We start from the raw sequence: 23,859 nt of genomic DNA, 5'->3' as shown, positions 1-23,859 counted from the left end.
GACGGATCCCATGATCGACGACCCTCACGCGTACCAGCACCGTGAAGGCGACGCTCACCAGTGGCTGTGCCGCTTCGGCATCGACGACCGCCACTGCGTCACCGGGACGACGACCAAGACGGCCATCACCGAGCGGGGTGGGGAGGGGCGGTCCAGGTCGGGGTCGCTCGCGTCGCTGAGCTGGAACACGACCGACCCGTACGCGATCACGCTGCTCGTGCACGACGACGAGACCGGCGAGGCGTCCGAGTGGGTCTTCGCCCGTGAGCTGCTGGTCGACGGCGGCGGCATCGGCGACGTGCGGGTCCGGCACGGGCTGGTGACGTCGCTGGAACTGGACTCCGCGGCCGGTGACCTGACGCTGCGGCTGTCCGTGACGTGGGTGGAGCAGTTCCTCCGGTACACGCAGGAGGTCATGCCGCTGGGCCAGGAGCCGAGCCTGGTGGACGTCGGCGAGCTGGAGTGGACGACCGAACTGGAGTGGCTCGTGGACGGCCGCGCCGACATCTAGGACCCGCCTTCCCCCGCACCACCCCGACCTACCGGACCGCACGGCCGGCGATCACCTCTTCGAGTGATCCCCACCCGACTTCGGGCCCTCAAAACTGTCAGCCCTCTCCTCTAGCGTGTGAGTCGGGGGGCCTTCCACACCGGGCGACGCCCGCTTCGCGCTGCTCGAACGGCCGCGAGCCGGGGCCACCTCCGCCCGATCACCGCAGCGCGAACGACGGCCCGCTCGAACGGCACCAGGCCGAACAGCCGCCTGCCCGAGCGCAGACCCAGGCGACCCCACCGCCGGAACGACCACCTGCCGGAACAACCGCAGCCCCGGGCGACCCGGCCGCCGAACGACCGCCTGCCGGAACAACCGCAGACCCAGGCGACCCCGCCGCCGCATCACCCACCGCCGGATCACCCGCTGCCGGAGCGACCGCGACTTGAGCGACCGCCAGCCGAACAACCGCAGGCCCGAGCGACCGCGGGCGAACAACCGCCGATCCGGACAGCCGCCAGCCTGAGCGCCCGCGGCCCGAGAGCTAGCGACCGCCCAGGCAGTCCGACAGGTTGCCGTGCGCCCAGCGCGCGAGCTGGTCGAACACCGGGAGCAGGCGCTTGCCCTCCTCGGTGAGCGCGTAGGTCACCGACGGCGGCTTCGCCGTGGTCACCGAGCGCACGACCAGGTTGATCGACGCCAGTTCCGTGAGCCGGTCCGACAGCATCGAGTCGGTGATGCCGGTGACCGCCCTCTTCAGGTCGGCGAAGCCGACGGGGCCGAGCGCGCCGATCGTCGCGATGATCACGCCGTTCCACCGCTTGCCGAGGAAGCCGAACGCGCGCCGCAGCGACACATCGCACACTTGCAGGTCGTGAGCCTCTTGAACGGTGCTCGGCTCCGGTGGTGTCACGCACGCCATAGTACCCCGCCACTTGCGCTCCACCTGTGTGCTCGTATATTCATAGTGACTAGTGAAGCGCTAGCAGCTAGTGCATCACTACCCACTGGGAACCACTAGGAGTCACACCATGTCGCTCTTCCGCCTGGACGCGAGCATCCGCGTCGAGGGCTCGCACAGCCGAGAGATCGCCGACATCGTCGAGCAGGAGTGGAGGTCGGCCCACCCCGACGCCGCGGTGACCACCCGGCACATCGGCGTCGACCCGATCCCGGCCACCGCGTGGGCCACGGCCGTGACCGCGCCGTACACCCCCGAGGAGAACCGGACGCCCGAGCAGCGGCAGGCCGTCGCGCTGGCCACCGAGGCCACCGACCAGCTGGTCGACGCCGACGCGCTGCTGTTCGCCGTGCCGCTGTACAACTACGGCGTCTCGCAGCACTTCAAGACGTGGGCCGACCTGGTCGCCACCGATCCGCGGATGGGTCCGGGGGCCACGCCCGCGACGCAGGGCAAGCCCGCCGTGCTCGTGACGGTGCGCGGCGGCGGCTACGGGGCGGGCACGCCGCGCGAGGGCTGGGACCACGCCACCGGGTGGATGCGGCGCTTCCTCGCCGACGTGTGGCTGCTGGACCTGAAGGTGGTCGAGTCGGAGCTGACGCTGGCCGCCGTGACGCCCGCGATGGAGTCGCTGCGGGACCTGGCCGCCGAGATGCGGGTCGCGGCGGAGCACAACGCCCGCGAGCACGGTCGTGACCTCGCGGGCGCGGCGCTCCACCGCGTGTAGGACTAGGTCGCGCTCAGCGCCAGGACCTTGAGGTTCTGGTTGGGGGTGGTGGTGAAGGACGCGGCGGTGCGGGTCGGGTCCAGCGGGACGGCGACGTGCCAGATCCGGACCGTGCGGCCGTCGGCGGTGCCGTTGACGTTGTAGCGGGTGGTGGCGGTGATCGCCGTGTCCTCGCCGAACTTCGGCCCCGCCGCCGACGCCCAGTCGGTGACGGCCAGCGTCGCGGTGGACGTCGAGCCGTCGGTGTAGGTGACGGTGACGTCCACCCGCTGGTCGCCGTTGACCGCCGTCGTGAGCAGGTCGAGCGTCGTGTAGGCCTTCGGCGTCAGGTACGTGCGCTGGCCCCTCGCGGTGAGGACGTTGCGGGCGGTGCCCGTGGTGGTGGGGATCAGGTAGTCGACGCCCGTCACGGTGCGCGGCCCCGCCGCGGGGAGCTGTTCGGCGGGGAAGCTCCAGCCCTTGCCGTCGAGGTTGCCCTGCTGCTTGGCGTCCGCGGTGGCCACGCCGTCCACATCGGACTGGACGCGGAGGTCGTGGGCGCACTGGGAGCCGGACGGGGTGCAGGGCTCCGGGAGGTTGGGGACCGGGGCCGCCGCCGCGGGGACGTGGTCGACGGGGAGGTCGGTGGTGCCCCAGCCGGTGTTCGGGGTCGGACCGACGTCGACGGTCAGGTCACCGCCCCTGGCGACCACGCTCTCCGGGAGCCACGACCTCGTGTGGGCCTTGCCGTTCAGCGTGGCGCCCTGGACGTAGACGTTGTCCGGGGAGGCGTTCGGGGTGGTGATCCTGATGGTCTTGCCACCGCGGTTGATCCACGCCTTGGGGAAGGTCGGGCTGGACAGGAGGAGTTCGGCGCGGCTCGGGGTCTGCGGGTAGACGCCGAGCGCGGCGAAGACGTACCAGGCGGACATGGTGCCGAGGTCGTCGTTGCCCGGCAGTCCCCCCGGACCGGTCTGGTAGACGAGGCTCGCCATCGCCCGCACGGTCTGCTGCGTCTTCCACGGCTGGGCGAGGGCGTTGTAGAGCCACGGGGTGTGGATGCCCGGCTCGTTCGTCGGGTCGTAGCGGAGGCCGTCGCCGCCGGTGGCCCAGGAACCGTCGGGCCGGTGGAAGAAGTCGTCCAGCCGGGCCGCCGCCCGCGCCCTGCCGCCCATGGCGTTCGCGAGGCCGGAGACGTCGTGCTGGACCATCCACGTGTAGGTGGCGCTGCTGCCCTGGGCGAAACCGGTGTCCGAGGAGGGGGTGAACGGCCAGACCCACGTGCCGTCGGCGTTCTTCGCCTGCTGGTAGCCGGTTCCGGCGGCCGACGGGTTGAAGGTGTTGCGCCACCAGCTCGCGCGCGGGAGGAGCCGGGTGCGGATGTCGGACCGGCCGAGGCGCGCCGCCCAGTCGGCCAGGGCGAAGTCGGCGGTGGAGTCCTCCAGGGTTTCGGCCGCGCCGCCCCAGCAGTGGCAGGTGTCCTGGGGGGCGTAGCCGAGGCGCTGGTACTCGGCGAGGTTGGGGCGCTGGCCCTCGCACTGGCCGGGGCAGCCCTTGTCGGACAGGCCGTCGGGGTGCGGGGTGGTCGCCTGTCGGGCGAGCGAGGCCAGCGCTTCGTCCGCGTCGAAGTCCTTGGCGCCCATGGCGTACATGCCCGCGAGGGCCGGGGCGGAGGGGTCTCCGGTCATGACGTGGGTGGGGCCGTTGACGTGGACCCAGCGGTCCCAGACGCCGCCGTTCTGCTCGGCGAGGTTGAGCAGGGACTGGGCGTAGTCGCTCGCCACCTCCGGTTCCAGGAGGGCGAGGAGCTGGGTGTGGGCCCGGTACTGGTCCCAGCCGGAGAAGTTGCCGTACTGGTCGTCCTGGCCGCGTTCGAGCCGGTGGACCTGCTGGTCGCTGCCGAGGTACGTGCCGTCCACGTCGCTGGCGACGTTGGGTTGCAGGAAGGCGTGGTAGACGGCGGTGTAGAAGGTGGTGAGCTGGTCCTGGGTGCCGCCCGCGACCTCGACGTCCTTGAGCTTGGCCTCCCACGCCCTGGTTGACTCGCGGGCGATGGTGTCGACGGTGTCCCCCGGCTTGATCTCCTCGGCCAGGTTGCGCCTCGCCGCCTGTCGGCTGGTGTAGGAGATGCCGACCTCGACCTGGACGTCGCTGTCGGTGGACGGGTCGAACGTGACGTAGCCGCCGGAGCCCCGGCCCGCTCGCGCGGCGCCCGTCTCGTAGCCCTCGCCGCCGTGGGTGGTGGTCGAGCCGGGGGTCAGGGTGTCGTCGCGCCAGGTGCCCGTCGAGGCGAACGGGCGGTCGAACCGAGCGGTGAAGTAGAGGCGGTAGTAGGTCTTCTTGTTGTTGCCGCCGCCGTTGGCCCGCCTGCCGCAGAACGCCCCGGTGAGCACGGAGCCCTCCACCGAGTTGGTCCGCGGGTCGATGGTGATGTCCGCGTCCTCGCTGCCGTTGAGCGAGTTGGAGACGCGGAACAGCAGCGCCGCCTTCTTGTCCTCGGGGAACGAGAACGTGCCGACGCCCGCCCTGGTGGTCGTGGAGAGGTCGACCGCGGCACCGGACTCCAGGGCCACCCGGTAACGGCCGGGCGTGGCCTTCTCGTCCTCGTGGCGGAAGTCGTCGGCGTAGACCTCGTCCCCGGTGTCCGCCGTCGGGGAGGTCGTGATGTCGCCGGTGAACGGCATGATGGGGACGTCGCCCGCGGCGCCGGGGTGGCAGCCCGCGCCGTTGACGTGGGTGAGGCTGAAGCCCCTGACCCTGGTGGCGTCGTAGGCGTACCCGTTGGCCGCGCCGGTGTTGGTCTGGTCGCCCCTGGTGCTGGTGGGGCTCCAGGAGATCATCCCGAAGGGACGGACCGCGCCGGGGTAGGTGTTGCCGCCGTTGGCGCTGCCGATGAGGGGGTCCACGTAGCGGGTGAGGTCCTTGGCGGGTTTGAGGTCGCCCGCCGGGTGGGCGGACGTCGGGGTCGCCGCCGCGCTCAGGACCAGGAGGGCTGCGAGGCTGAGCGGGAGGACGCGCATGGGGATCCCTTCGTGCGGCGGTGGCGGCTCGACAGTAGGGTCCGCGCCTCGGCTCGCACAGGGACGTCGCGGTGAACTTCGGATTCTGTCCGGTGGACAGGCCCCCGGATCGGGCGAGGTCCGGAACTCGCCTGCTCGGACCGTTTTCGCGAGCGTCGATCACGCCCTGCGGGCGCACGGGACGCCGAGGGGCGGAGGTGCCGCGGAAAACCGTGGTGAAATCGATTGCGCGATCATCAGGTACCCACGGGGCGACGACGACCGCTCCCCGCCGCCTGCTCCTCAGTGGACGAGGACCACCCGTTCGCACCCAAGATCACCCGGTCCGTCCGCCCGAGCCCGGCCGCCGTGTCCTAACCTGGGCACGCGACGTCACGCAACGCCATTGGGGGATGGTCTCGTGAACGAAATCCTGTGCGGGGCGTGCCGGGTCCCGCTGCTCGACCAGGAGTCCGGCAGGCCGTCGCGGTACTGCTCGGCCGCGTGCAGGCAGCGCGCCTACCGCGCCCGCTCCAGGTCGGCGCGGAGGCACCCGGCGGGCCCCGACGCGAACGGGCCGGACGTCCCGCACCTCACGTCGCTGGAACTGCTGGCGTGGCGCGGAATGCTGGAGGTGCAGACCCGCATCGTCCGCAGGCTGGACGCGGACCTCCAGAGGCGGGCCGACCTGACCACCACGGAGTTCGACGTCCTGTACCGGCTGTGGACCGCGCCCGACCGCAGGTTGCGGATGAACCAGCTCTCCGGTGTGGTGACCCCCAGCGGCGTCACCAGGATGGTGACCCGCCTGGAGGAACGAGGCCTCGTGGAGCGCACCAGCGTGCCCGGCCGCCAGGCCGTGGACGCCGCGCTGACCGCCGAGGGCGAGCAGCACCTGGTGCGGGCCATGGACATCCTGTTCCGCGACATCCGGCGGGAGTTCATCGACCACCTCTCCTCCCCGGACGTCAGCCGCCTGGCCGCGCTGTGGACCCGCCTCGGCCCGTCCGCCGGATCAACGACAGAACAAGGACAGAAGCCGGACAAGCGCTGACCACCCGGTTCCACGGACCGAAGCGCCGGACGACCCGCTGTAGCTTGGTCGCGTCACCACCGCGAGCGGGAGGAGCCTGCGATGGTTTCGGCGGACGGCGCGCATCAGGGGTCCCCGACCCGCGCGGAGGGCGTGCCCGCGCTGGCGGTGCACCTCCTCCCGGTGGGCGAGCACGGGCGGCTGCCCGTCCGGCGGCTCGAACCGCTGTCCGGGGAACTCGCCTCCCACGGCCTCGCCCACGGTCTGTTCGACGACGCTGAACCGCTGCGGGTCGACTCCACCGACGAGAGCGCGTCCGCCTTCCAGCGGTCGTCCGGCATCACCGTGCGGCGCGACGGCGCGCGCTCGGCCTGGACGGCGCTGCCCGGCGGCGGGGGCAGCGCGCTGGTCGAGGACGTGGTGCCGCGGCTGGAGAACCTGATGACCGCGCTGCTCGCGCTCGACCTGCCGGTGCCGGACCACGTCGCCCCCTCGGTCGGTCTCGAAGCGCTCGACCACGTGCGCGCGGACGCCGCGCGGTCCGCGACCGTCACCGCGGGGGAGACCTTCAGCGTCACCCGGCTCCGCGCCGCGGTCCACGACGTCACCGCGGAACTCGGCGCCCGCCTCGTCTCCGCCGTGCGCCGCGAAGTCCGGTGAGCGACCGCGACGCGCCTCGGGTCTTCACCTCCCGCTCCCACGCCGACCCCGGTGTCGTGACCGCGGCCCGCCGAGTGTTCCCTTGACGCCGGACGAAGGGGAACCGATGACGAGCAACTCCATGTCCGGTGTCTCGGGCAACCTGGTGCAGGCGGGCGCGATCGCGGGCGGAGTGCACTTCCACGCGCCCTCCGAGGTCACGCGGACGCCCAGGCAGTTGCCCGCTCCACCGCGAGGGTTCGGCGGCCGTGACGCGCTGCTGGCGGCCGTGGACCGGGCGGTGTTCGACGCGCCCGCGGGGACCGTGCCGGTGGTGGTGCTGACCGGCATGGGCGGCGTGGGCAAGACCGCGCTGGCCGTGTCCTGGGCGCACCGGGCCGCCGACCGCTTCCCGGACGGGCAGTTCCACGTCGACCTGCACGGGTTCGGCGCGGAGCAGCCCTCCGACGCGGGCGAGGTGCTCGGCTCCTTCCTGCGGGCGCTGGGCGTGGAGCCGGAGAACCTGCCCGTGGGGACGGAGGAGCGGGCGGCGCTGTTCCGCTCGCGGCTGAGCGAACGGCGGGTGGTCGTCGTGCTGGACAACGCGCGGGACGAGGAGCAGGTGCGGCCGCTCGTGCCGGGTGCGGGGTCGTGCGTGCTGGTGACCAGCCGGGCGAACCTCACCGGGCTGGTGGTCGACCACGGCGCGGTGCCGCTGGCCGTGGACGTGCTGGCCGAGGCCGAGGCGCTGGACCTGCTGGCGACGCTGGTCGGCGACCGGGTGCGGGACGAGCCGGAGGCCGCGGCGGAGTGCGTGCGGCACTGCGCCGGCTTGCCGCTGGCGCTGCGGGTGGTCGCGGGCTACGCGAGCTACCAGCCGGACGTTCCGCTCGCCGACCTGGTGGCGGCGCTGGCCGACGAGCGGAGCAGGTTGGACGCGCTGGACAGCGGCGACCCCAGGACCGCCGTCCGGACGGTGTTCTCGTGGTCCTACCGGCGGCTGCCGCCGGACGCGGCGAGGCTGTTCCGCCTGCTGGGCCTCGTTCCCGGCGCGGACGTCGGCAGGGCAGCCGTGGCCGCGCTGGCGGACGTCCCGGTGCGCGGGGTGAACCGGCTGCTCGCCGTCCTGTTCCAGGCGCAGGTCGCCGTGGACGCGGGTCGCGGCCGGGTCGGCATGCACGACCTGCTGCGGGTCTACGCCGCCGAACTGGCCGAGGAGGGCGACCGGGAGGAACGGCGGACGGCGCTCGTGCGGCTGTTCGACCACCACCTGCACGGCGCGGCACAGGCGGACGTGCTGCTGTCACCGCGCCGCTTCCGCGTAGCGCTGGACGGGTCGTCGACGCCGGTCGAGGGGCTGGACAGCCGCGAGTCCGCGCTCGACTGGATGACGGCCGAGCACGAGGTGCTGGCGGCGCTGTTCCAGGTAGGCGGTCCGGAGTTGGACGCCCGCCGCTGGCAACTCGCCTACACGATGCGCGGCTACTTCTTCCTCACGAAGGACTGGGACACCTGGGTCCGCACGCACCGCACCGCACTGGCCGCCACCCAACGCCTGGGCGACCTCGCCGCGGAGGCGTCCACCCGCAACAACCTGGGTCTGGCCCTGCTGGAACGCGGCGACCCCGAGGCGGCGGGCCCGCACTACCTGCGGGCACAGGAGATCTTCGAGCAGGTGGGCGACCTGCGCGGCGCGGGCAACGCCATGGGCAACTACGCGTGGATCCTGCACGGCCGCGCAGACCACGAGGGCGCCCTGGAGTGGGCGACCCGCGCACTGGCCAACTACGAGCGCTGCGGCGCGCGGACGAACGCGGGGATCACGCTGCGCGGCATCGCGATCTTCGAGGCGGCACTGGGCAGGTTCCCCGAAGCCGTCAACCACCTGCACGACGCCATGGCCGTGTTCGAGGAACGCTCGTCACCACTGGACCAACTGATGGCCCACAACAGCCTGGGCGAAGTGCACTGCCAGGCAGGCAACCCGACAGCGGCAGCGGCAGCCCACCACAACGCCCTGGCACGAGCGGTAGAGCAGGGCAGCCGGTTCGAACGGGCCAGAGCACACAGGGGCCTGGCCAGAGCAGCACAACAATCAGGCGACCACGACCAGGCGAAAACCGAACTGCGCACGGCAGCAGACCTGTTCACCGCGCTCAACGCCACAGCAGAGGCGGCAGAGGCAACCACAGCACTAGCGGCACTGGAGCAGTGAGAGGCACAGCGCTGACCGGGAGCACGCGACCCAACCCGGCACAGACCTCCCCCACCGCACCACCGCCCGACCACTTCACCCGCACCAACCCTCACCCAGCCGAGGCTGGGCTGGGCTGGCCGAGCCTGGCCTGGGCTGGGCTGGGCTGGGCTGGGCTGGCCGAGCCTGGGCGGGGCTGGGCTGGCCTGGCCTGGCCTGGACCAGCCCTCACCCCAGCTCACCCAATCCCCAACCGCGACAACGACTCCCGAACCCGTGCCTCCCCGATCATCACCGGGTTCACCGAGTCGTGCACCCCATCGGCCCGAGCCCACAGCGCCTCAGCCTCGGCATCCCGCCCGGCAGCCCGGTGCACGTTCCCCAACCCGATCAACGCCCGAGCGGTCTCGTACCGGCTGCCGCACCGCTCCCCCAGCTCCACGGCCTCCTCGTAACGAGCGACGGCGGCCCCGTGGTCACCGGCCTGGAAGTGGGCCCAGGCCTCGCAGTTGACCGACATCACCACGTCGAGGTGCAACGCCAGGGCCTCGAACTCGCACCGCGCCTGCCCCGCGTGAGCCACGGCGTCGTCGTACCGCGCCAACTCCGCCTCCACCAGCGCGACACCGCGCAGCGCGATGGCGGCGCTGCGGGGCTGGCCGCGCCGCCGGTAGGACTCCATCACCTCGCGGAGCCCGCGCAGCGCGGTCTGGTGGTCGTCGAGGTAGAGCGCGGCCCACGCCAGGTTGGAGAGGGCGTCGGTGGTGCCGTGCTCGTCGTCCAGCTCGCGGAAGAGTTCCAGCGCCTCCTCGAAGTAGCCGACCGCGACGTCCAGCTCCCCCCGGTCGACGTGGGCCACGCCGAGGTTGTCCAGCGTCATCGCGAGCGCCCTGGTGTCGCCCGCGGCCCGTGCTGAGGCAGCCGCTACGAGGTGGGTGTCGATCCACGGGTCCCAGAGCTTCGCGAGGAAGAAGAAGTCCCGCAGGATGTAGGCGAGCTGCCAGCACGCGTGGTGCAGTCCGCGCGCGGCGGCCAGGTGGCACAGGCCCACGAGGTTCGGCCACTCCTGGTCGATCCAGGTGAGCGCCGACTCGTGGTCGGTGAACTTCTCCGACACCTCCGGCAGCTCGTCCGGCGCGACCGGCGGCAGGTAGCGGTTCGGGGCGAGGAACTCGTCGCTCGACTCGGCGAGCAGCAGGTTGTGGTCGAGCATCCGCCGCACGGCCGCGGCCTGCTCGTGGGCGGGGATGTCGGGCAGCACCCGGTCGCGGGCGAACTCGCGCACGAGGTCGTGCACGGTCAGGCGGTCGGCGGTGTCGTGCACGACGAGGTGGGCGTCGCCGAGGTGGTCCACCAGGCTCCTGGTGTGCGCCAGCCCCTCGCCCGCGAGCGCGGCGGTGGTGCGGATCTCCACGTCCCGCCCTGGGTGCAGGGCCAGCAGCCCGAACAGCCTGCGCTGCTCGTCGGTCAACGCCTGGCAGGACAGGCTGAACGCCGCCGCGACGCTGCGTTCGCCGTCGTCCAGCACGGCGAGCCTGGACGTCTCGTCGTCCAGCCGGTGCTCGAAGTCCTCCACCGTCCACAGCGGACTGCCGCGGAACCGGGCCGCGGCGATGCGGATCGCGAGCGGCAGGCGTCCGCAGCGCTCGACGACGCGGCCCACGACGTCGTCCGCGGCCGATTTCGCCCGGTCCCCGCCGATGGCGCGGAACAGCACGACCGCCTCCGCGGCGGGCAGCACGTCCACGGGCAGGTGCACGGCGTCGTCCAGGGCGTTGAGCCTGTTGCGGCTGGTGATGACCACCCGGCACCGGGGTTCCGCGGGGAGCAGCGGGGCGACCTGCGCGGCGCTGCGGACGTTGTCGAACACCAGCAGGACGCGCTTGCCGCGCAGCCTGCTGCGGTAGAGGTTGGCGCGGGCGTCGACGTGCGGCGGGATCTGCTCGGCGGGGACGCCGAGCAGCCTGAGCAGCGGGTCGAGGGCGTCGTGCGCGGTGACCGTCGCCGTGCCGGGCGCGTGGCCGTGCAGGTCCAGGAACAGGCAACCGTCCGGGAAGGACTCCCGCGCGTCCCACGACGCCCGCAGGCCGAGCGCGGTCTTGCCCGCTCCCGCCATCCCGCTCAGCACGCACGCGACCTCGCCGTCCTCCGAGGCCACGAACCCGGCGATGCGCGCCAACTCCTCCGACCGCCCGGTGAAGTGCGGCGTCGTCGGCGGCAGACCGGTGATCGCGGTGACGACGTCCCCGGTCCCCTGCCGCTCCCGCCTCCCCCGCACCAGCGCGGTCAGCACGCCACCCGCCGTCAGCGCGTCGTCGCACGCCCTCGCGAACTCGTGGTTGCCGGTCGCCCTGCCCGTCTCGACCTTGCTGAGGTAACCCTTGCTGTAGTGGATGCGCGCGGCGAACGCCGACTGGGACAGCCCGGCCTCCTCGCGCAGCCGCCGCAGTTCCCCGCCGAACTCCCCAGGACGTTCTTCCATGGACGCATCGTGCCTTCCGCTCTCCCGACACCCCCAGCGTCGCCCGCGGCGGGGACCGGGAGAAGGGGTTTCCTGTTTCCGGCGCGGCAGGCAACCGACGCCCGCCCGGCCCACGTGCGGGACAGACCGTTCCACCGGGGTGGCCGGAAGCGAATTCCCAGCCCCGAAGTCCAGACTCCGACGCGATCCGCCAGGACAAAGAGCAGACAGTTCGTGGCCGATCAGCACCGCGCGAAAATACAATGACAGATGCAGGACATCCGAACGCCGATGCCCACGGAGAGTTATCCTTCAACGGTGGGCACGAAAGGATACGACGTATTCCTCTCCTACAGCGGCGAGGATCGACCCGCCGTGCGCGAACTCAGGAACGCGCTGGTAACGGTCGGTGTACGCACGTTCATGGACGAGCACGACATCCGTTTCTCGCACAGCATCTCCGAGGAAATCCAGCAAGCACTGCGCACCTCGAAAACGATGCTGGTCTACTACTCAGAGTCGTTTTCCGGCCGTTCCGCGTGCCAATTCGAACTCCACCACGCCTATCTGTCCGCGCTGCGCACGGGCGAGGTGGAGCAGCGAATCCTGGTGATCAACCCGGACAACCCGAAAACCCACCACCTCATGCCGCTGGAATTGGCCGCGCACCGCTACTTCACGAAGTGGGGCACGAGGTCGGAGCTGGCCGCGATCGTGTCGGAGGTCCGGACCAGGGCACGGGCCCTGCGCACGCCGTTCTCCGGCATCGACTTCAGCGAGCGCGCGGCCACCCGGCAGACCTCGCCCGGTGCCCCGACGGCCGCGTACGTGGGCCGCTACCGGGACCGGTGGGCGATCCACTCCGCCCTGCACCGCGGCGAGCACCCGCTCGTGCACGCCGTGACGGCCCCGCCGGTCGCCGCCCTCACGGGCATGAGCGGCATCGGGAAGACCGCCCTCGCCAAGGTGTACGTGCACGACTTCGGCTTCCTCTACCGGGGCGGCACGCACCGCATCACGCTCACCGGCGCGGGCGCCTCCCCCGACCGCGTGCGCGCGACGCACACCGCGCAACTGGTCGAGCTGGCCAGGACGCTCGGACAGGACCTGCCGGACAGGTCGCGCGCGAACGTGCTGGCGTGGTGGAACGCCCGCCTGGCCGCGGGTGGCGGGCCCGCGCTGTGGATCGTCGACGACGTCCCCCGCGGGGTGCCCGACCACGTGCTGGCGGAACTGGTGCCGCGCGTCGACGGCGTGCACACCCTGCTGATCGGCCAGCACGAGTTCCCGCCGAGCCTCGCGACGCGGGTCCGGCTGCGCGCGATGACGGCCGACGACGGCCACGAGCTGTTCACCCGCGACCGCTCGGCCACGGCCGCCGAGGCGCGGGCGATCGACGACCTGGTGGACGGGCTGGGCGGCCACCCGTTCACGATCCTGTTCGCCGCGGCCGCCGCGCGGGGGCGTGACGGCCCGTGGGAACTGGACGAGCGGGTCCGCCGCCTCACCACCGACGCCACCGTGCTGGACCGGGCGCTGCACGCGGTGCGCGACGCGATCGACCGGCTGGCGACGGCCGAACGGGCGGTGCTGGGGCTGTCGGCGGTCTGCGGCGAGGACCCGCTGCCCGCCACGCTCATCGGCGAGGTGCTGGCCGCGTTCGCCAGGACCGCGGAGGCGGGCGCCGTGCTCGCGAACCTCGACCGGACGATGCTGATCGACCTGGTCGAGGGGACCACCTCCTGGCAGGTCCACCAGCTCGTCCGCCAGGCGGCGCGGCTGTTCCTGCCCCCGAGCGACCTGAGCACCATCGCCGCCGTTGCCGCGCACGCGCTCCTCGCCGCGGCGGCCGGTCCCGTTCCCGCCGAGCACGCCGCCGCGCTGCTGGAGCACACCGCCGACTCGCCTGCGTACTCGACGGGGCTGAACCTGCTGGCGGCGCGGGACTACGACCGGCGGGGTGAACCGGCGCTGGCCGCGCGGTTCCACGAGAACCTGCACGCGCTGCACCCGGACGAGGTCGAGCACCTGCTGGCGGCGGCGCGGACCCGCCAGGCCGCGGGCCACCTCGCCCAGGCCCGCGCGCACCTGGACGCCCTGAGCGGTCGGACCACCCCGGAACGCGGGCTCCCCGCCGACGCCCTGCCGTCCGAAGAGGACTGGAACGCCGCCGGGGCCGCGCTGCTGGAACTGGTGGCGACCGCGCGGCTCCCCTCCGCCCCGCGGATCGCGGTGGCGCACGGGCACGCCCTGGTCCTGCTGGGCCGGGCGCTGACCGACAGGGGCGACCAGGAGGACGCCGGAGCGGTCTGCCTCCGCGTCCTGGCGAGCCGGGAGGTCGCACCCGACCCCCCGGAGACGCCGAACACCGGTGCCCGCGCCGACCGTCAGGCCGACAGGACGTCCAGGTAGTGCTCGTTGTACATCAGGCCGAGGACGTTGCCGAACGGGTCGACGACGGAGGCGGTGACGTAGCCGGGCCCGCGCTCGGTGGGCTTGTCGTGCGGCGTCGCTCCCAGCGAGACCAGCCGCTCGACGCTGCCCTCCAGTTCGTCGACGTGCCAGTAGACCAGCGCGCCCGAGGCCCGTTCCGTCCTGGCGTGCGGGGCGAACCCGGAGTCCAGGATGCCGAGCTCGTGCTGGTAGTCGCCGATGCGGAACTCGACGTACAGCGGGGTGCCCCGCTCCGGCCTGACGAAGTAGGGCTCGATGCCCAGGACCTCGGTGTACCAGGCGACCGCGGCCGGGACGTCGTCGGCGAAGAAGGTGACGGTGGTGAGACCTCGCAACACGGGTGGCTCCTTTCCTCCAGCGGATGACTCCTCCCATCGTCCGGTGTGAAGTGCTCAACCTCTGAGCACTTTGCGGGCACACTGGGGGTGTGCGCGCAGATCGCCTCGTGGCGACCCTCCTGCTGATGCAGTCACGCGGCCGGGTGACCGCCGCCCAGGTCGCCGCCGAGCTGGAGGTCTCCGTGGCCACCGCCCGCCGCGACCTCGAAGCGCTGTCCGCGGCGGGGGTCCCCGTGTACCCGCGACAGGGTCGTGGTGGTGGCTGGTCGCTCGTCGGCGGCGCCCGCACCGACCTCAGCGGCCTGTCCGCGCCGGAGGCCCAGGCGCTGTTCCTGCTCGTCGGCCCGGCCGCCGCCGTCTCCGGAGAGGCCAAGGCCGCGCTGCGCAAGCTCGTCCGGGCGCTCCCCCGTGGCTTCCGGGCCGCCGCCGAGGCCGCCGCGAGCGCCACGGTGATCGACTCGGCCGGGTGGGGCGACCAGGGCCGGGGCAGGCCGGCGGTGGTCGACGTGCTCCAGTCCGCCGTCGTGCGGCGGCGCAAGGTCCGCATCACCTACGCGAAGCACGCCCGCGACCGCTCCGAACGCCTGGTCGACCCGTGGGGTCTCGTCGACAAGGACGACGTCTGGTACCTGGTGGCGGGCACCGACGAGGGGCGGCGGACCTTCCGCGTCGACCGGATCGTGGAGACCGGGCCGACGGACGAGCCCGCCGAGCGCCCGGACGACTTCGTGCTCGCCGCGGCGTGGGAGGAGGTCGTCGGCGAGGTGGAGCGCAAGCGGTCCCGCACGGCGGCGGTCGTGCTCGCCCCCACCCGGCACCTCTCCGTGCTGCGCTCCCACTTCGGGCGGCACTGCCACGTGGAGGAGGACCTGGCCGACGGCCGGTCGCGCGTCCGCGTGGCCGCGCCGACACCGCTCGACATCGCCCGCGACCTCGCGGGCTGGGGCGCCGCGGTCGAGGTGCTGGAGCCCGCGTCCGTGCGGGCGGAACTGAGGCGGATCGGCACCGAGTTGGCGGAGCGGTACGCCTGACCACCCGCCGAGCGGGGCCGCGGCTCCCCCGCGTTCCACACGACGGGCGCCGGGGTTCGTCGTCACCCGCCGTTCGCCGGGCCGCGCGGGGGAGCCGCCGTCACACCCCCGGGCCGAGGACCCCGGCCGCCTCCACCTCGTGGGGGCACGGGGTGGTCCCCGACCCGCAACCGTGCGGGACGTGGTCCCGCACCGCCTTCCGCAGGTACCGCGCCACGACGGACGCGCCCTGGCCGTTCGCCACGCGGAGCAGCTCGACCCCCGCCGATCCCGTGGGCACCACCGCACCTCCTGCCGCCCCCGTGCGACGAGGATGACCGCGTGCGCTCCGGAGAGCCTCGACGACTCCTCGGCGACGGGCGGGCTCAGGCCATCATCTTCCGGGTCTCCCTCGGTACGGCGCGGTCCAGGCGGGCGTCCGACCTGAGGATGGCCCGCTGGAGCTCGCGCAGGGAGCCGGACGGTTCCACGCCCAGCTCGTCGACGAGCGCGCCGCGCAGCGCCTTGAAGGCGTCCAGCGCCTGCCACTGCCTGCCCGAGCGGAACAGCGCGATCATGTGCTGGGCGCACAGGTTCTCGTTCATCGGGTAGCGCGCGGTCAGCACGGCCAGCTCGCTGAGCAGGACGTGGTGCCTGCCGCAGCGCATGTCGGCGGCGATGCGGCTCTCCACGGCCGACAGCCTGCTCTCCTCCAGGCGGGTGACCTCGATGCTCAGGGACTCGCCGGTCGGCACGTCCACCAGCGCCGGGCCGCGCCACACGTCCAGCGCCGCGAGCAGGAGCCTGGCCGCCGACTCGAAGTCGCCAGCCTCCGCGGCGTGCCTGCCGGACCGGGCGAGGCGCTCGTACTCGTGCACGTCCACGCACTCCGGCGGGACGTCGAGCAGGTAGCCGCCGAACCTGGTGGCCAGCACGCCCGTCGCGTCGTCGCCGAGCAGCCTGCGCAGCTGCATCACGTAGGTCTGGAGCGTGGTGCGCGAACTGCGCGGCGGGCGTTCGCCCCACAGCTCCTCGACGAGGGTCGCGACCGGCACGACCTGGCCCGCCCGCAGCGCCAGCAGGGCGAACACCTGCCGCGGCTTGGCGGCCGTCGGAAGCACGGAACGACCGTTCGCCGTGGCCTCCAACGGGCCTAGAACCCTGATCCGCATCGCCGTGCCTCCTCGGTGGTCCGCTCCTCCTGGTGCCTGGACAGTCCACCGCGCGGACGCTCGAAAGCCCAGTGTCGCTAGCACGAGTCCGGCGTGAAGTCACCCCCTACCGGGCATGAGAACTTCACGTTCGCGCACGGTACGCCGTAACTACCGGCGGGTTCCCCCAGCCGGACACAATCCTGACCAGCGCTTTCCACTGTTTTGAAGGATGAAACACGATCCTGGGAGAAAGAGATGAACGCCACCACCCGCACCGCGGACGACCTCACCGACGACCTCGACCTCGTCATCCACGAGTTCGACCGCCCCGCGGGCGCCGCCCTCGACTTCCTCGGGTTCAGCGTCCACTGCCACGGCGGTCCCGTCACCGGTCTCCGACCGACGTCCGCGCTCTGAGGGAACGGGTCGGGAGCGTGCGCGGACACGAGCGGATCGGGTTCAAGCGCCACCTGCGGCCGGAGGTCGTCCACGGCGAGGCGGTCTACCTGTTCTCGGAGAGCGGGGTGACGGCCCTCCAGGGGTCCCAGGTCGAACTGCTGGCACCGCTGCTGGACGGGACGAGGGACCTCGCCGAACTGCTGCGGGACCTGCCCGCGGGGGTGGACGCCGACCAGGCGGGGCGGCTGCTGGACCGGCTCGGGGCCGCGGGGCTCGTCGGTCCGGTGCCCGAGGAGGACGCCGACGACACGGCGCTGGCCTACTGGGACGCCGCCGGGCTGGACGCCTCGGCCGCCGTGAGCGGCACCGGAGCCGCCCGCGTGCGGGTCGTCCCGGTCGGTGGGGCGCGGCGGGACGCGCTCGTCGGCGCGCTGGGCCGCGCCGGGCTGGACGTCGTGGCGGGCGAGGCCGACCTCGCGGTGGTGGCCTGCACCGACTACCTCGACCCCGGCCTGCTGGCCCTCGACGAGGAGCACCGCCGGACGGGCACGCCGTGGCTGCTGCTCAAGGCGACCGGCACGCGGGTGTGGGTCGGTCCGTTCTTCACGCCCGGCGAGGGCGCCTGCTGGCGGTGCCTCTCCGCGCGCCTGTCGGCCAACCGGCCCGCCGAGGCCCACGTGCAGGCGGTGCGCGGCAGGCTCGGCCCCGCGGCTCGTCCCGCCGTCGGCCTCCCGTCGGTGGCGGCGACGGCCACGGAGGTCGCCGCGCTGGAGACCACCAAGTGGCTCGCGGGCTACCGGCACGCCGGGCAGCGCGAGATCTGGTCGTACGACAGCCTCGACATGCGGGTCACCCACCACGAGGTGCGCCGGATCCCGCAGTGCCCCGGCTGCGGGGACCCCGACCTGGTCCGCGAGCGGGCGCGGACGCCGGTCCGGCTGGCCTCGCGGGTCAAGCGGTCCCGCGACGGCGGCGGCCACCGGTCGGCGTCGCCGCAGGAGGTGCTGGACCGCTACCGCCACCTGGTGAGCCCGCTGACCGGCGTCGTCAAGGAGATCCGCCGCGACGACCGCGGCCACGACTTCTTCCACTCCTACCGCTCCGGCACGAACGCCGCCGCGCGCGCGACCGGTCTCGACGGCCTGCGCTCGACGCTGCGCTGCGACAACGGCGGCAAGGGCGCGACGCCGTTGCAGGCCGAGGTGGGCGCGCTGTGCGAGGCGCTCGAACGGCACAGCGGCACCTACCACGGCGACGAGGCCACGGTCCGCGGCAGCTACCGGCGCATCGGCGACGAGGCCGTGCACCCGGACGCCGTCCAGCTCTACGACGAGCGCCAGTTCGCGAACCGCGTGGCGCACAACGCGGCCCACTCGCCGTTCCAGCACGTGCCCGAGCCGTTCGACGAGCACGGGGTGCTGGACTGGACGCCGGTGTGGTCGGTGACGAACCGGTGCCACCGCCTGCTGCCGACGGGATCCCTGTACTACGGGGCTCCCGCGCCCGCGTCGATCACGGCGAACTCCAACGGCTGCGCGGCCGGGAGCAGCGTCGAGGACGCGGTGCTCCAGGGGCTGCTGGAGGTCGTGGAGCGCGACGCCGTGGCGCTGTGGTGGTACAACCGCACCCGGATGCCCTCGGTCGACCTGGACTCGATCGGCGACCCGTTCATCGACGAGCTGCGCGACGTGTACGCCGAGCTGGGCCGCGAGGTGTGGGTGCTGGACCTGACCGCGGACCTGGAGATCCCGGTGGTGGCCGCCGTGTCGCGGCGGATCGGCGGGCCGCGCGAGGACGTCATGTTCGGCTTCGGCGCCCACCTCGACCCGAGGGTGGCCGTCCGGCGCGCGCTGACCGAGCTGAACCAGGTGATGCCGTCGATCACGAGCCTGCGCGACGGCGACTGGCGGCGCATGGACGTGGACCTGCGGCACTGGCTGCGGAACTGCTCCACGGACAACCAGCCCTACCTGCTGCCGGACCCGTTCGCCCCCGCCCGGCGGATCGGGCAGTTCCGGTACGCGCCCGGCGAGGACCTCCTGCTGGACGTCGAATCGATCCGGACCCGCCTGGAGGAGCGCGGGCTGGAGCTGCTGGTGCTCGACCAGACCCGCCCCGACGTGGGACTCCCCGTGGTGAAGGTGATCGTCCCCGGCATGCGGCACTTCTGGTCCAGGCTGGCTCCAGGGCGGCTGTACAGCGTCCCGGTATGCCTGGGGCGGGTCGACAGACCCGCCGCGTTCGACGAACTCAACCCGGTCCCGATGTTCCTATGACCGGTATCGGTCTGGCGCGGCCTGGGCAGAGTTGGAGTAGCGCAGTGACCTCATACTTCCCCTCCGGGCGCCCCCTGTTCTCGCTCCTGGAGGACACGTCCGTCAGTGCCGACGGGCACGGGCTGACCGTGCACGGGCGCTGGGGTGACATCGACGTGTCCGACGACAGCCCACTGGTGCGGGAGGCGCTGAACCGGATGAGCCTGGGGCCGGTGTCGCTGGAGAACATCCCGGTCCTGTTCGCCGAGTTCGACCGGTGGCGGACCGGGGGCTGCGCGGGCACGGAGTGGTCCCGGCTGAAGCTGACGCTGGACGAGCTGGGCGGCGTGGTGGTGCCGTCGCTCGGCCTGCACGACGGGGCGGGCCCGATCCTGTCGCTGGTGGCGGTGGTGAGCGACGCGGTGTTCCCGTGGCCGCGGATCGAGGAGGACGACCCGATCGAGGTCGCGCGGGAAGCGCGGATCGAGGACGTGGACGGCGACCAGGTGCTCGTGTGCCCCGGACCGCCCTACGTCGTCGTGCTGCACCGCCCGCCCGCACCGGGGATCGCGAAGCAGCTGCTCGACGGACGGACGACCGTCACCGAGGTGGCGGGCCGCCTCCAGGTGGACCGGAGCACCGTCGCCGACGTCGTGGCGTACCTGGCGAGCGCCGGGTTCATCCTCAGCGTCGACCCCGGCAAGTCCGGCAGAACACCGTCCAGGCACCATTAGCATGAGGCTCGGACGGCGATGTCCCCAACTCTTGGCATGGGAGAAGTCGTGGCAGAACGCCTTGACGCCGTGATGTCGCGGTCCAGCGGCAGCGAGGGCGGGGCGGCCGGGCTCGCCCCGCGTCTCGCGCTCCTCGTCGTCACGGTGGTGTTCGCGGGCTTCGTCGTGAACGCCTTCCAGTACGTCATCGCCGAGTCGACGAGCTTCGGCCACGTCGCGCCCGCGGCCGTGTGCCTGGCCGTGATGATGGTGCTCCAGCTGGGTTTCTTCAGCAATCCGGCGGCGGACGTGCGCGGCGGGCGGGGGCTCGCGGCGCTGTCCGCGCAGGCGCTCGTCGTGCTCGGCCCCATCTCCCTCTACGGCGAGGGCTGGACGGGGATGCAGGGCTTCCTGGCCGGTGACGCGCTGCTCGTGCTGCGCCCGACCGCGGGCTGGCTGGTGTTCGGCACCGTCGCGGTCGCCAACGGCATCGTCCAGTACGGGATCACCGGGGTCCCGCTGGAGACCTTCTACATCGCGAACCTGACCGCGGTGGTCGGCCTCGTGGTGTACGGCCTGTCCCGGCTGAGGACGCTGGTCGCGGAGCTGGACGACGCCCGGTCCGAGCTGGCGGGCCTCGCCGTGGCCCGCGAGCGCCTGCGCTTCGCGCGCGACCTGCACGACCTGCTCGGCTTCTCGCTGTCGGCCATCACGCTGAAGACCGAGCTGGCACACCGGCTGGTGCCCCGGCTGCCCGACCGCGCGCGCCGGGAGCTGTCCGAGGTCCTGGACGTCTCCCGCCAGGCGCTCGCCGACGTCCGCGCCGTGGCGTCCTCCTACCGCGAGCTGTCGCTGGACGACGAGCTGGCCTCCTCCCGGTCGGTGCTGACCGCGGCGGAGGTCGTCGTGACCGTGACGTGCGACCGGGGCGACCTGCCGACCCGGACCCGCACCGTGCTCGCCACCGTCCTGCGCGAGGGCGTCACGAACCTGCTCCGGCACAGCAAGGCCGAGCGGTGCGAGATCACCGTGCGGCGCGAGGGCGGCGCGGTCTCCATCGAGATCGTCAACGACGGCGTCCGCGAGACCGGGGGGACCGTCGACCGCGGCAGCGGCATCGACAACCTCACGTCCCGCGTCGAGGGCGTCGGCGGCACGCTGACCGCGGGCGCGGGCCCGGACGGGACCTACCGGCTGCACGCCACCGTCCCGCTGCGGCCCGACGACGAGGACGACGACGTGCCCGCGCCCGCGCGGTCGCGGCGCGGGCGCCTCCACCAGGGCCGCGCGATGGCTCCCCGGCTCGGACTGGTGATCGCCGCCGCCGTCTTCTGCGGCTACGCCGTCAACGCGACGGTGTTCGTGATCGCCGCGCGGATGGGCCTGGGCGGCAAGCTGGTCGCCGAGGCGTGCGTGCTCGTGTCGCTGGGGCTGGTGCTGGGCTTCTTCAGCCGCCCGGCCTCGAACCTCCGCTCACCGCTGGGGTTCTCGCTGCTGGCCGTGCTGGCCGTCGCGACCTACCTGCCGATCGTGCTGTTCGACAACCCGTTCCTCGGCCTGCCCGGTCTGCTCGCGGGCAGCCTGCTGCTGGTGCTGCCCGCCGCGGTCGGCCTCCCGGCGTTCGGCCTCGTCACGGCGAGCACGGCGACCGCGCAGTACCTGCTGGGCGGCGACTCGATCAACGTCACGTACGGCGTGCTGGTGACGATCAACCACGGCCTGGTGGTCTTCGCGCTGTCCCGGCTGCGCACGATGGTCCAGGACCTGTACGAGGCGCGGTCCGAGCTGGCCGACCTCGCCGTGACCCGTGAACGCCTGCGCTTCGCGCGCGACCTGCACGACCTGCTCGGCTTCTCCCTGTCGGCCATCACGCTGAAGTCGGAGCTGACCCACCGGCTGCTGTCGAAGGACCCGTCGAGGGCGCAGCAGGAGCTGTCCGGGATCATCGACGTCTCCCGCCAGGCGCTCGCCGACGTCCGCGCCGTCGCCTCCTCCTACCGCGAGCTGTCGCTGGACGAGGAGATCGTGTCCGCGCGGGCGCTGCTGACGGCGGCGAACATCACCGTGACGCTGGAGCTGGAGCCGTGCGAGCTGACGCCGGACGTGCGGACCGCGCTCGCGACCGTGCTGCGCGAGGGCGTGACGAACCTGCTGCGGCACAGCAGGGCGGAGAACTGCGCGATCACCCTGTCCCGCACGGGCGACCGGCTCTCGCTGGAGATCGTGAACGACGGCCTCTCGCCCGCGGGCAGCCCGGCCAGGTCACGGGTCGTGGCCGCGGTGACCGGCGGCGGGTCGGGGATCCCGAACCTGACCGACCGCGTGTCCGACCTGGGCGGCACGCTGACGGCGGGCGTCACCGAGGACGACACCTACCGGCTCCAGGCCGAGGTCCCGCTCCCCCGCGCCTGATCGGTCCTCCGTGGACGGTGTCCCCTCGGGGTCCGGTGTGGACGGACAACGGGAAGCCCGCCGCGGCGGGCTTCCAGGAGGTGCGGGAGGGTCAGAGCCACCCGGCGTCGGACGCGATGCGGATGGCGTCGACCCGGTTGCGCGCGTCCAGCTTGGTGACGATGGTGGTGAGGTAGTTCCGCACCGTTCCCGCCGACAGCGAGAGGGCGCGGGCGATGTCGGGCGCGTCGGTGCCGTTGGCCGCGAGCCGCAGCACCTCCAGCTCGCGGTCCGTCAGGGGCGACTCCCCCTGGTCCCACGCGGCCAGCGCGAGCTGCGAGTCGACGACCCGCCGCCCCTGCGACACGTCCCGGATGGCGGCGGCGAGCTTGGCGGGCGGCGCGTCCTTGAGGATGAACCCGTCCACGCCCGCGGCGAGCGCGCGGCGCAGGGTTCCCGGCCGGGCCAGGGAGGTGAGCATCAGCGTCCGCACCTGGGGCATGGTGGCCCGGATGGTGCCCGCGGCGGTCAGGCCGTCCAGCACGGGCAGGTCGATGTCGATCACGGCGACGTCCGGGCGGTGCTTGCGGACCATGGGGATGATCTGGTCGCCGGACTCGACCTCGGACACGACCTCGATGTCGGGCTCCAAGCCGAGCAGGGCCACCAGTGCGCCCCGGACCATGTGCATGTCCTCGGCCAGCAAGATCCTGATCATCCCCGCCGTTTCCCTCCGCCCGGTCCGGCACACAGTAGCGCCAGACACCTCCGCCCCGCCCGCAGTACTGGTGAGGCGCTCAGGACGCCAGTTGGGGCAGGAACGCGTCGTGGACGTCCAGGACCGAGTCGGCGCTCAGGATGGCGTGGTGCAGCTGCCGGAGGCGTTCGGACGGGACGAGGCCCAGTTCCTCCATCAGCCGGTCGTGCAGGGAGCGGTACTCCTCCAGCGCGCGCCACTGCCTGCCGGAGCGGTAGAGCGCCAGCATGAACTGGGCCCGGAAGTTCTCGTGCATCGGGTGCTGCGCGGTGAGGACGGACAGCTCGCCCAGGAGCGCCTGGTGCCTGCCGAGGCGGAGTTCGGCGTCGATGCGGGTCTCCTGGACGCCCAGCCTGCTCTCCTCCAGCCGGGTGATCTCCATGCCGAGGCGCACTCCCGCCTTCACGTCCGACAGGACGGGGCCGCGCCAGACCGCCAGCGCGGCGCTGAAGGAGGCCGACGCCTCCACCAGCCTGCCCGCCTCGTAGGCCCGCCTGCCCGCGTCCTGCGCCCGCTCGAACGCGGTCACGTCCACGCTCTCGGGCCCCGCCTCCAACTGGTAGCCGCCGTACTTGGTGACCAGGACGTCCTTGGCCTGCGGGCGGGGGCACGCCTCCTCGATCTTGCGGCGGATCCCCAGCACGTAGGTCTGGAGCGTCGTGAGCGCGCTGCGCGGCGGGGACATCCCCCACAGCTCCTCGATCAGCGCGGGCACGGTGACGACGTGCTCGGCCTGCATGCCGAGCAGCGCGAGGAGCTGCCGCGGCTTGCTCGCCGTGGGCATGATCGACACGCCGTTCAGCCAGGCTTCCAACGGGCCCAGCACCTTGATCTCCATGGAACTCTCCCCAGTCTCGGCGGGCGGATGCGCAGCCCCAGTGCATCCGATGAGGACCCGGTGC

At 72.9% G+C, this 23,859-nt stretch carries 19 protein-coding genes; 11 read left to right on the top strand and 8 right to left on the bottom strand.

The features are described from left to right. Nucleotides 1-10: 10 nt before the first annotated feature. Nucleotides 11-511 (top strand): SsgA family sporulation/cell division regulator, encoded by a 501-nt coding sequence (locus VFZ92_RS05700; protein WP_330874717.1) that lies wholly within the window; start codon nucleotides 11-13, stop codon nucleotides 509-511. 526 nt (nucleotides 512-1,037) lie between these two features. On the opposite strand, the gene VFZ92_RS05695 is transcribed toward VFZ92_RS05700, so the two are convergent. Then, nucleotides 1,038-1,358 (bottom strand): helix-turn-helix domain-containing protein, encoded by a 321-nt coding sequence (locus VFZ92_RS05695; protein ID WP_330874716.1) that lies wholly within the window; start codon nucleotides 1,356-1,358, stop codon nucleotides 1,038-1,040. Nucleotides 1,359-1,524: 166 nt separating this feature from the next. Between VFZ92_RS05695 and VFZ92_RS05690 the strand changes: the two genes are divergently transcribed. After that, entirely contained in the window at nucleotides 1,525-2,181 is a 657-nt protein-coding gene (locus VFZ92_RS05690) for an FMN-dependent NADH-azoreductase (protein ID WP_330874715.1), read from the top strand. A 2-nt stretch (nucleotides 2,182-2,183) separates the two neighbouring features. Here VFZ92_RS05690 and VFZ92_RS05685 read toward each other — a convergent pair whose 3' ends face one another. Next, a complete protein-coding gene (locus VFZ92_RS05685) occupies nucleotides 2,184-5,180 on the bottom strand; it encodes a GH92 family glycosyl hydrolase (RefSeq protein WP_330874714.1) in 2,997 nt (998 codons plus the stop codon). 400 nt (nucleotides 5,181-5,580) lie between these two features. Between VFZ92_RS05685 and VFZ92_RS05680 the strand changes: the two genes are divergently transcribed. The 3 genes from VFZ92_RS05680 (at nucleotide 5,581) to VFZ92_RS05670 (ending at nucleotide 9,046) form a co-directional block, all read left to right on the top strand. Next, nucleotides 5,581-6,213 (top strand): MarR family winged helix-turn-helix transcriptional regulator, encoded by a 633-nt coding sequence (locus VFZ92_RS05680; protein WP_330874713.1) that lies wholly within the window; start codon nucleotides 5,581-5,583, stop codon nucleotides 6,211-6,213. Between the two features lie 81 nt (nucleotides 6,214-6,294). Further along, a complete protein-coding gene (locus VFZ92_RS05675; RefSeq protein WP_330874712.1) occupies nucleotides 6,295-6,852 on the top strand; it encodes a hypothetical protein in 558 nt (185 codons plus the stop codon). A 106-nt stretch (nucleotides 6,853-6,958) separates the two neighbouring features. Continuing rightward, nucleotides 6,959-9,046 carry an ATP-binding protein gene (locus VFZ92_RS05670; RefSeq protein WP_330874711.1) on the top strand — a complete coding sequence of 696 codons (2,088 nt, stop codon included), beginning with the start codon at nucleotides 6,959-6,961 and terminating at the stop codon, nucleotides 9,044-9,046. A gap of 217 nt (nucleotides 9,047-9,263) precedes the next feature. Here VFZ92_RS05670 and VFZ92_RS05665 read toward each other — a convergent pair whose 3' ends face one another. Beyond that, the gene (locus VFZ92_RS05665) at nucleotides 9,264-11,507 is read right to left on the bottom strand and encodes an ATP-binding protein (protein ID WP_330874710.1); all 2,244 of its coding nucleotides are present in this window, start codon (nucleotides 11,505-11,507) and stop codon (nucleotides 9,264-9,266) included. A 297-nt stretch (nucleotides 11,508-11,804) separates the two neighbouring features. Between VFZ92_RS05665 and VFZ92_RS05660 the strand changes: the two genes are divergently transcribed. Then, nucleotides 11,805-13,898, top strand: a complete 2,094-nt coding sequence (locus VFZ92_RS05660; protein WP_330874709.1) for a TIR domain-containing protein — start codon at nucleotides 11,805-11,807, stop codon at nucleotides 13,896-13,898. Here the strand turns inward: VFZ92_RS05660 and VFZ92_RS05655 are convergent. Further along, a complete protein-coding gene (locus tag VFZ92_RS05655; protein ID WP_330874708.1) occupies nucleotides 13,874-14,278 on the bottom strand; it encodes a VOC family protein in 405 nt (134 codons plus the stop codon). The two genes, VFZ92_RS05660 and VFZ92_RS05655, sit on opposite strands and share 25 nt — an antisense overlap. Nucleotides 14,279-14,367: 89 nt before the next feature. On the opposite strand from VFZ92_RS05655, the gene VFZ92_RS05650 reads away from it, so the two are divergent. Beyond that, nucleotides 14,368-15,309 carry a helix-turn-helix transcriptional regulator gene (locus VFZ92_RS05650; protein WP_330874707.1) on the top strand — a complete coding sequence of 314 codons (942 nt, stop codon included), beginning with the start codon at nucleotides 14,368-14,370 and terminating at the stop codon, nucleotides 15,307-15,309. Between the two features lie 100 nt (nucleotides 15,310-15,409). On the opposite strand, the gene VFZ92_RS05645 is transcribed toward VFZ92_RS05650, so the two are convergent. Both VFZ92_RS05645 and VFZ92_RS05640 read right to left on the bottom strand, forming a co-directional pair. Then, nucleotides 15,410-15,589 carry a hypothetical protein gene (locus VFZ92_RS05645; RefSeq protein WP_330874706.1) on the bottom strand — a complete coding sequence of 60 codons (180 nt, stop codon included), beginning with the start codon at nucleotides 15,587-15,589 and terminating at the stop codon, nucleotides 15,410-15,412. An 85-nt stretch (nucleotides 15,590-15,674) separates the two neighbouring features. Further along, entirely contained in the window at nucleotides 15,675-16,460 is a 786-nt protein-coding gene (locus VFZ92_RS05640) for an AfsR/SARP family transcriptional regulator (RefSeq protein WP_330874705.1), read from the bottom strand. A gap of 237 nt (nucleotides 16,461-16,697) precedes the next feature. Between VFZ92_RS05640 and VFZ92_RS05635 the strand changes: the two genes are divergently transcribed. The 4 genes from VFZ92_RS05635 to VFZ92_RS05620 are packed head-to-tail and all read left to right on the top strand — an operon-like array spanning nucleotide 16,698 to nucleotide 22,221. Then, nucleotides 16,698-16,859 carry a hypothetical protein gene (locus VFZ92_RS05635; protein ID WP_330874704.1) on the top strand — a complete coding sequence of 54 codons (162 nt, stop codon included), beginning with the start codon at nucleotides 16,698-16,700 and terminating at the stop codon, nucleotides 16,857-16,859. Between the two features lie 17 nt (nucleotides 16,860-16,876). Beyond that, the gene (locus VFZ92_RS05630) at nucleotides 16,877-19,117 is read left to right on the top strand and encodes a TOMM precursor leader peptide-binding protein (protein ID WP_330874703.1); all 2,241 of its coding nucleotides are present in this window, start codon (nucleotides 16,877-16,879) and stop codon (nucleotides 19,115-19,117) included. Nucleotides 19,118-19,161: 44 nt separating this feature from the next. Next, entirely contained in the window at nucleotides 19,162-19,830 is a 669-nt protein-coding gene (locus tag VFZ92_RS05625) for a hypothetical protein (RefSeq protein ID WP_330874702.1), read from the top strand. 48 nt (nucleotides 19,831-19,878) lie between these two features. Next, nucleotides 19,879-22,221: a sensor histidine kinase gene (locus VFZ92_RS05620; RefSeq protein ID WP_330874701.1), complete on the top strand. Its 2,343-nt coding sequence runs from the start codon at nucleotides 19,879-19,881 to the stop codon at nucleotides 22,219-22,221. A 91-nt stretch (nucleotides 22,222-22,312) separates the two neighbouring features. Here VFZ92_RS05620 and VFZ92_RS05615 read toward each other — a convergent pair whose 3' ends face one another. Both VFZ92_RS05615 and VFZ92_RS05610 read right to left on the bottom strand, forming a co-directional pair. Continuing rightward, entirely contained in the window at nucleotides 22,313-22,918 is a 606-nt protein-coding gene (locus tag VFZ92_RS05615; RefSeq protein WP_330874700.1) for a response regulator transcription factor, read from the bottom strand. A gap of 79 nt (nucleotides 22,919-22,997) precedes the next feature. Further along, the gene (locus VFZ92_RS05610; protein WP_330874699.1) at nucleotides 22,998-23,795 is read right to left on the bottom strand and encodes an AfsR/SARP family transcriptional regulator; all 798 of its coding nucleotides are present in this window, start codon (nucleotides 23,793-23,795) and stop codon (nucleotides 22,998-23,000) included. Nucleotides 23,796-23,859: the final 64 nt, after the last annotated feature.

This window comes from Umezawaea sp. (assembly GCF_036375055.1).
Taxonomy (GTDB): domain Bacteria; phylum Actinomycetota; class Actinomycetes; order Mycobacteriales; family Pseudonocardiaceae; genus Umezawaea.
This window is presented reverse-complemented; position numbering and strand designations above follow the sequence as displayed.

Coding starts and splice junctions, on each gene's coding strand:
- VFZ92_RS05665 (WP_330874710.1), bottom strand. CDS start 11,507: ATGGAAGAACGTCCTGGGGAGTTCGGCGGGGAACTGCGGCGGCTGCGC.
- VFZ92_RS05610 (WP_330874699.1), bottom strand. CDS start 23,795: ATGGAGATCAAGGTGCTGGGCCCGTTGGAAGCCTGGCTGAACGGCGTG.
- VFZ92_RS05675 (WP_330874712.1), top strand. CDS start 6,295: ATGGTTTCGGCGGACGGCGCGCATCAGGGGTCCCCGACCCGCGCGGAG.
- VFZ92_RS05690 (WP_330874715.1), top strand. CDS start 1,525: ATGTCGCTCTTCCGCCTGGACGCGAGCATCCGCGTCGAGGGCTCGCAC.
- VFZ92_RS05700 (WP_330874717.1), top strand. CDS start 11: ATGATCGACGACCCTCACGCGTACCAGCACCGTGAAGGCGACGCTCAC.
- VFZ92_RS05685 (WP_330874714.1), bottom strand. CDS start 5,180: ATGCGCGTCCTCCCGCTCAGCCTCGCAGCCCTCCTGGTCCTGAGCGCG.
- VFZ92_RS05670 (WP_330874711.1), top strand. CDS start 6,959: ATGACGAGCAACTCCATGTCCGGTGTCTCGGGCAACCTGGTGCAGGCG.
- VFZ92_RS05640 (WP_330874705.1), bottom strand. CDS start 16,460: ATGCGGATCAGGGTTCTAGGCCCGTTGGAGGCCACGGCGAACGGTCGT.
- VFZ92_RS05615 (WP_330874700.1), bottom strand. CDS start 22,918: ATGATCAGGATCTTGCTGGCCGAGGACATGCACATGGTCCGGGGCGCA.
- VFZ92_RS05635 (WP_330874704.1), top strand. CDS start 16,698: ATGAACGCCACCACCCGCACCGCGGACGACCTCACCGACGACCTCGAC.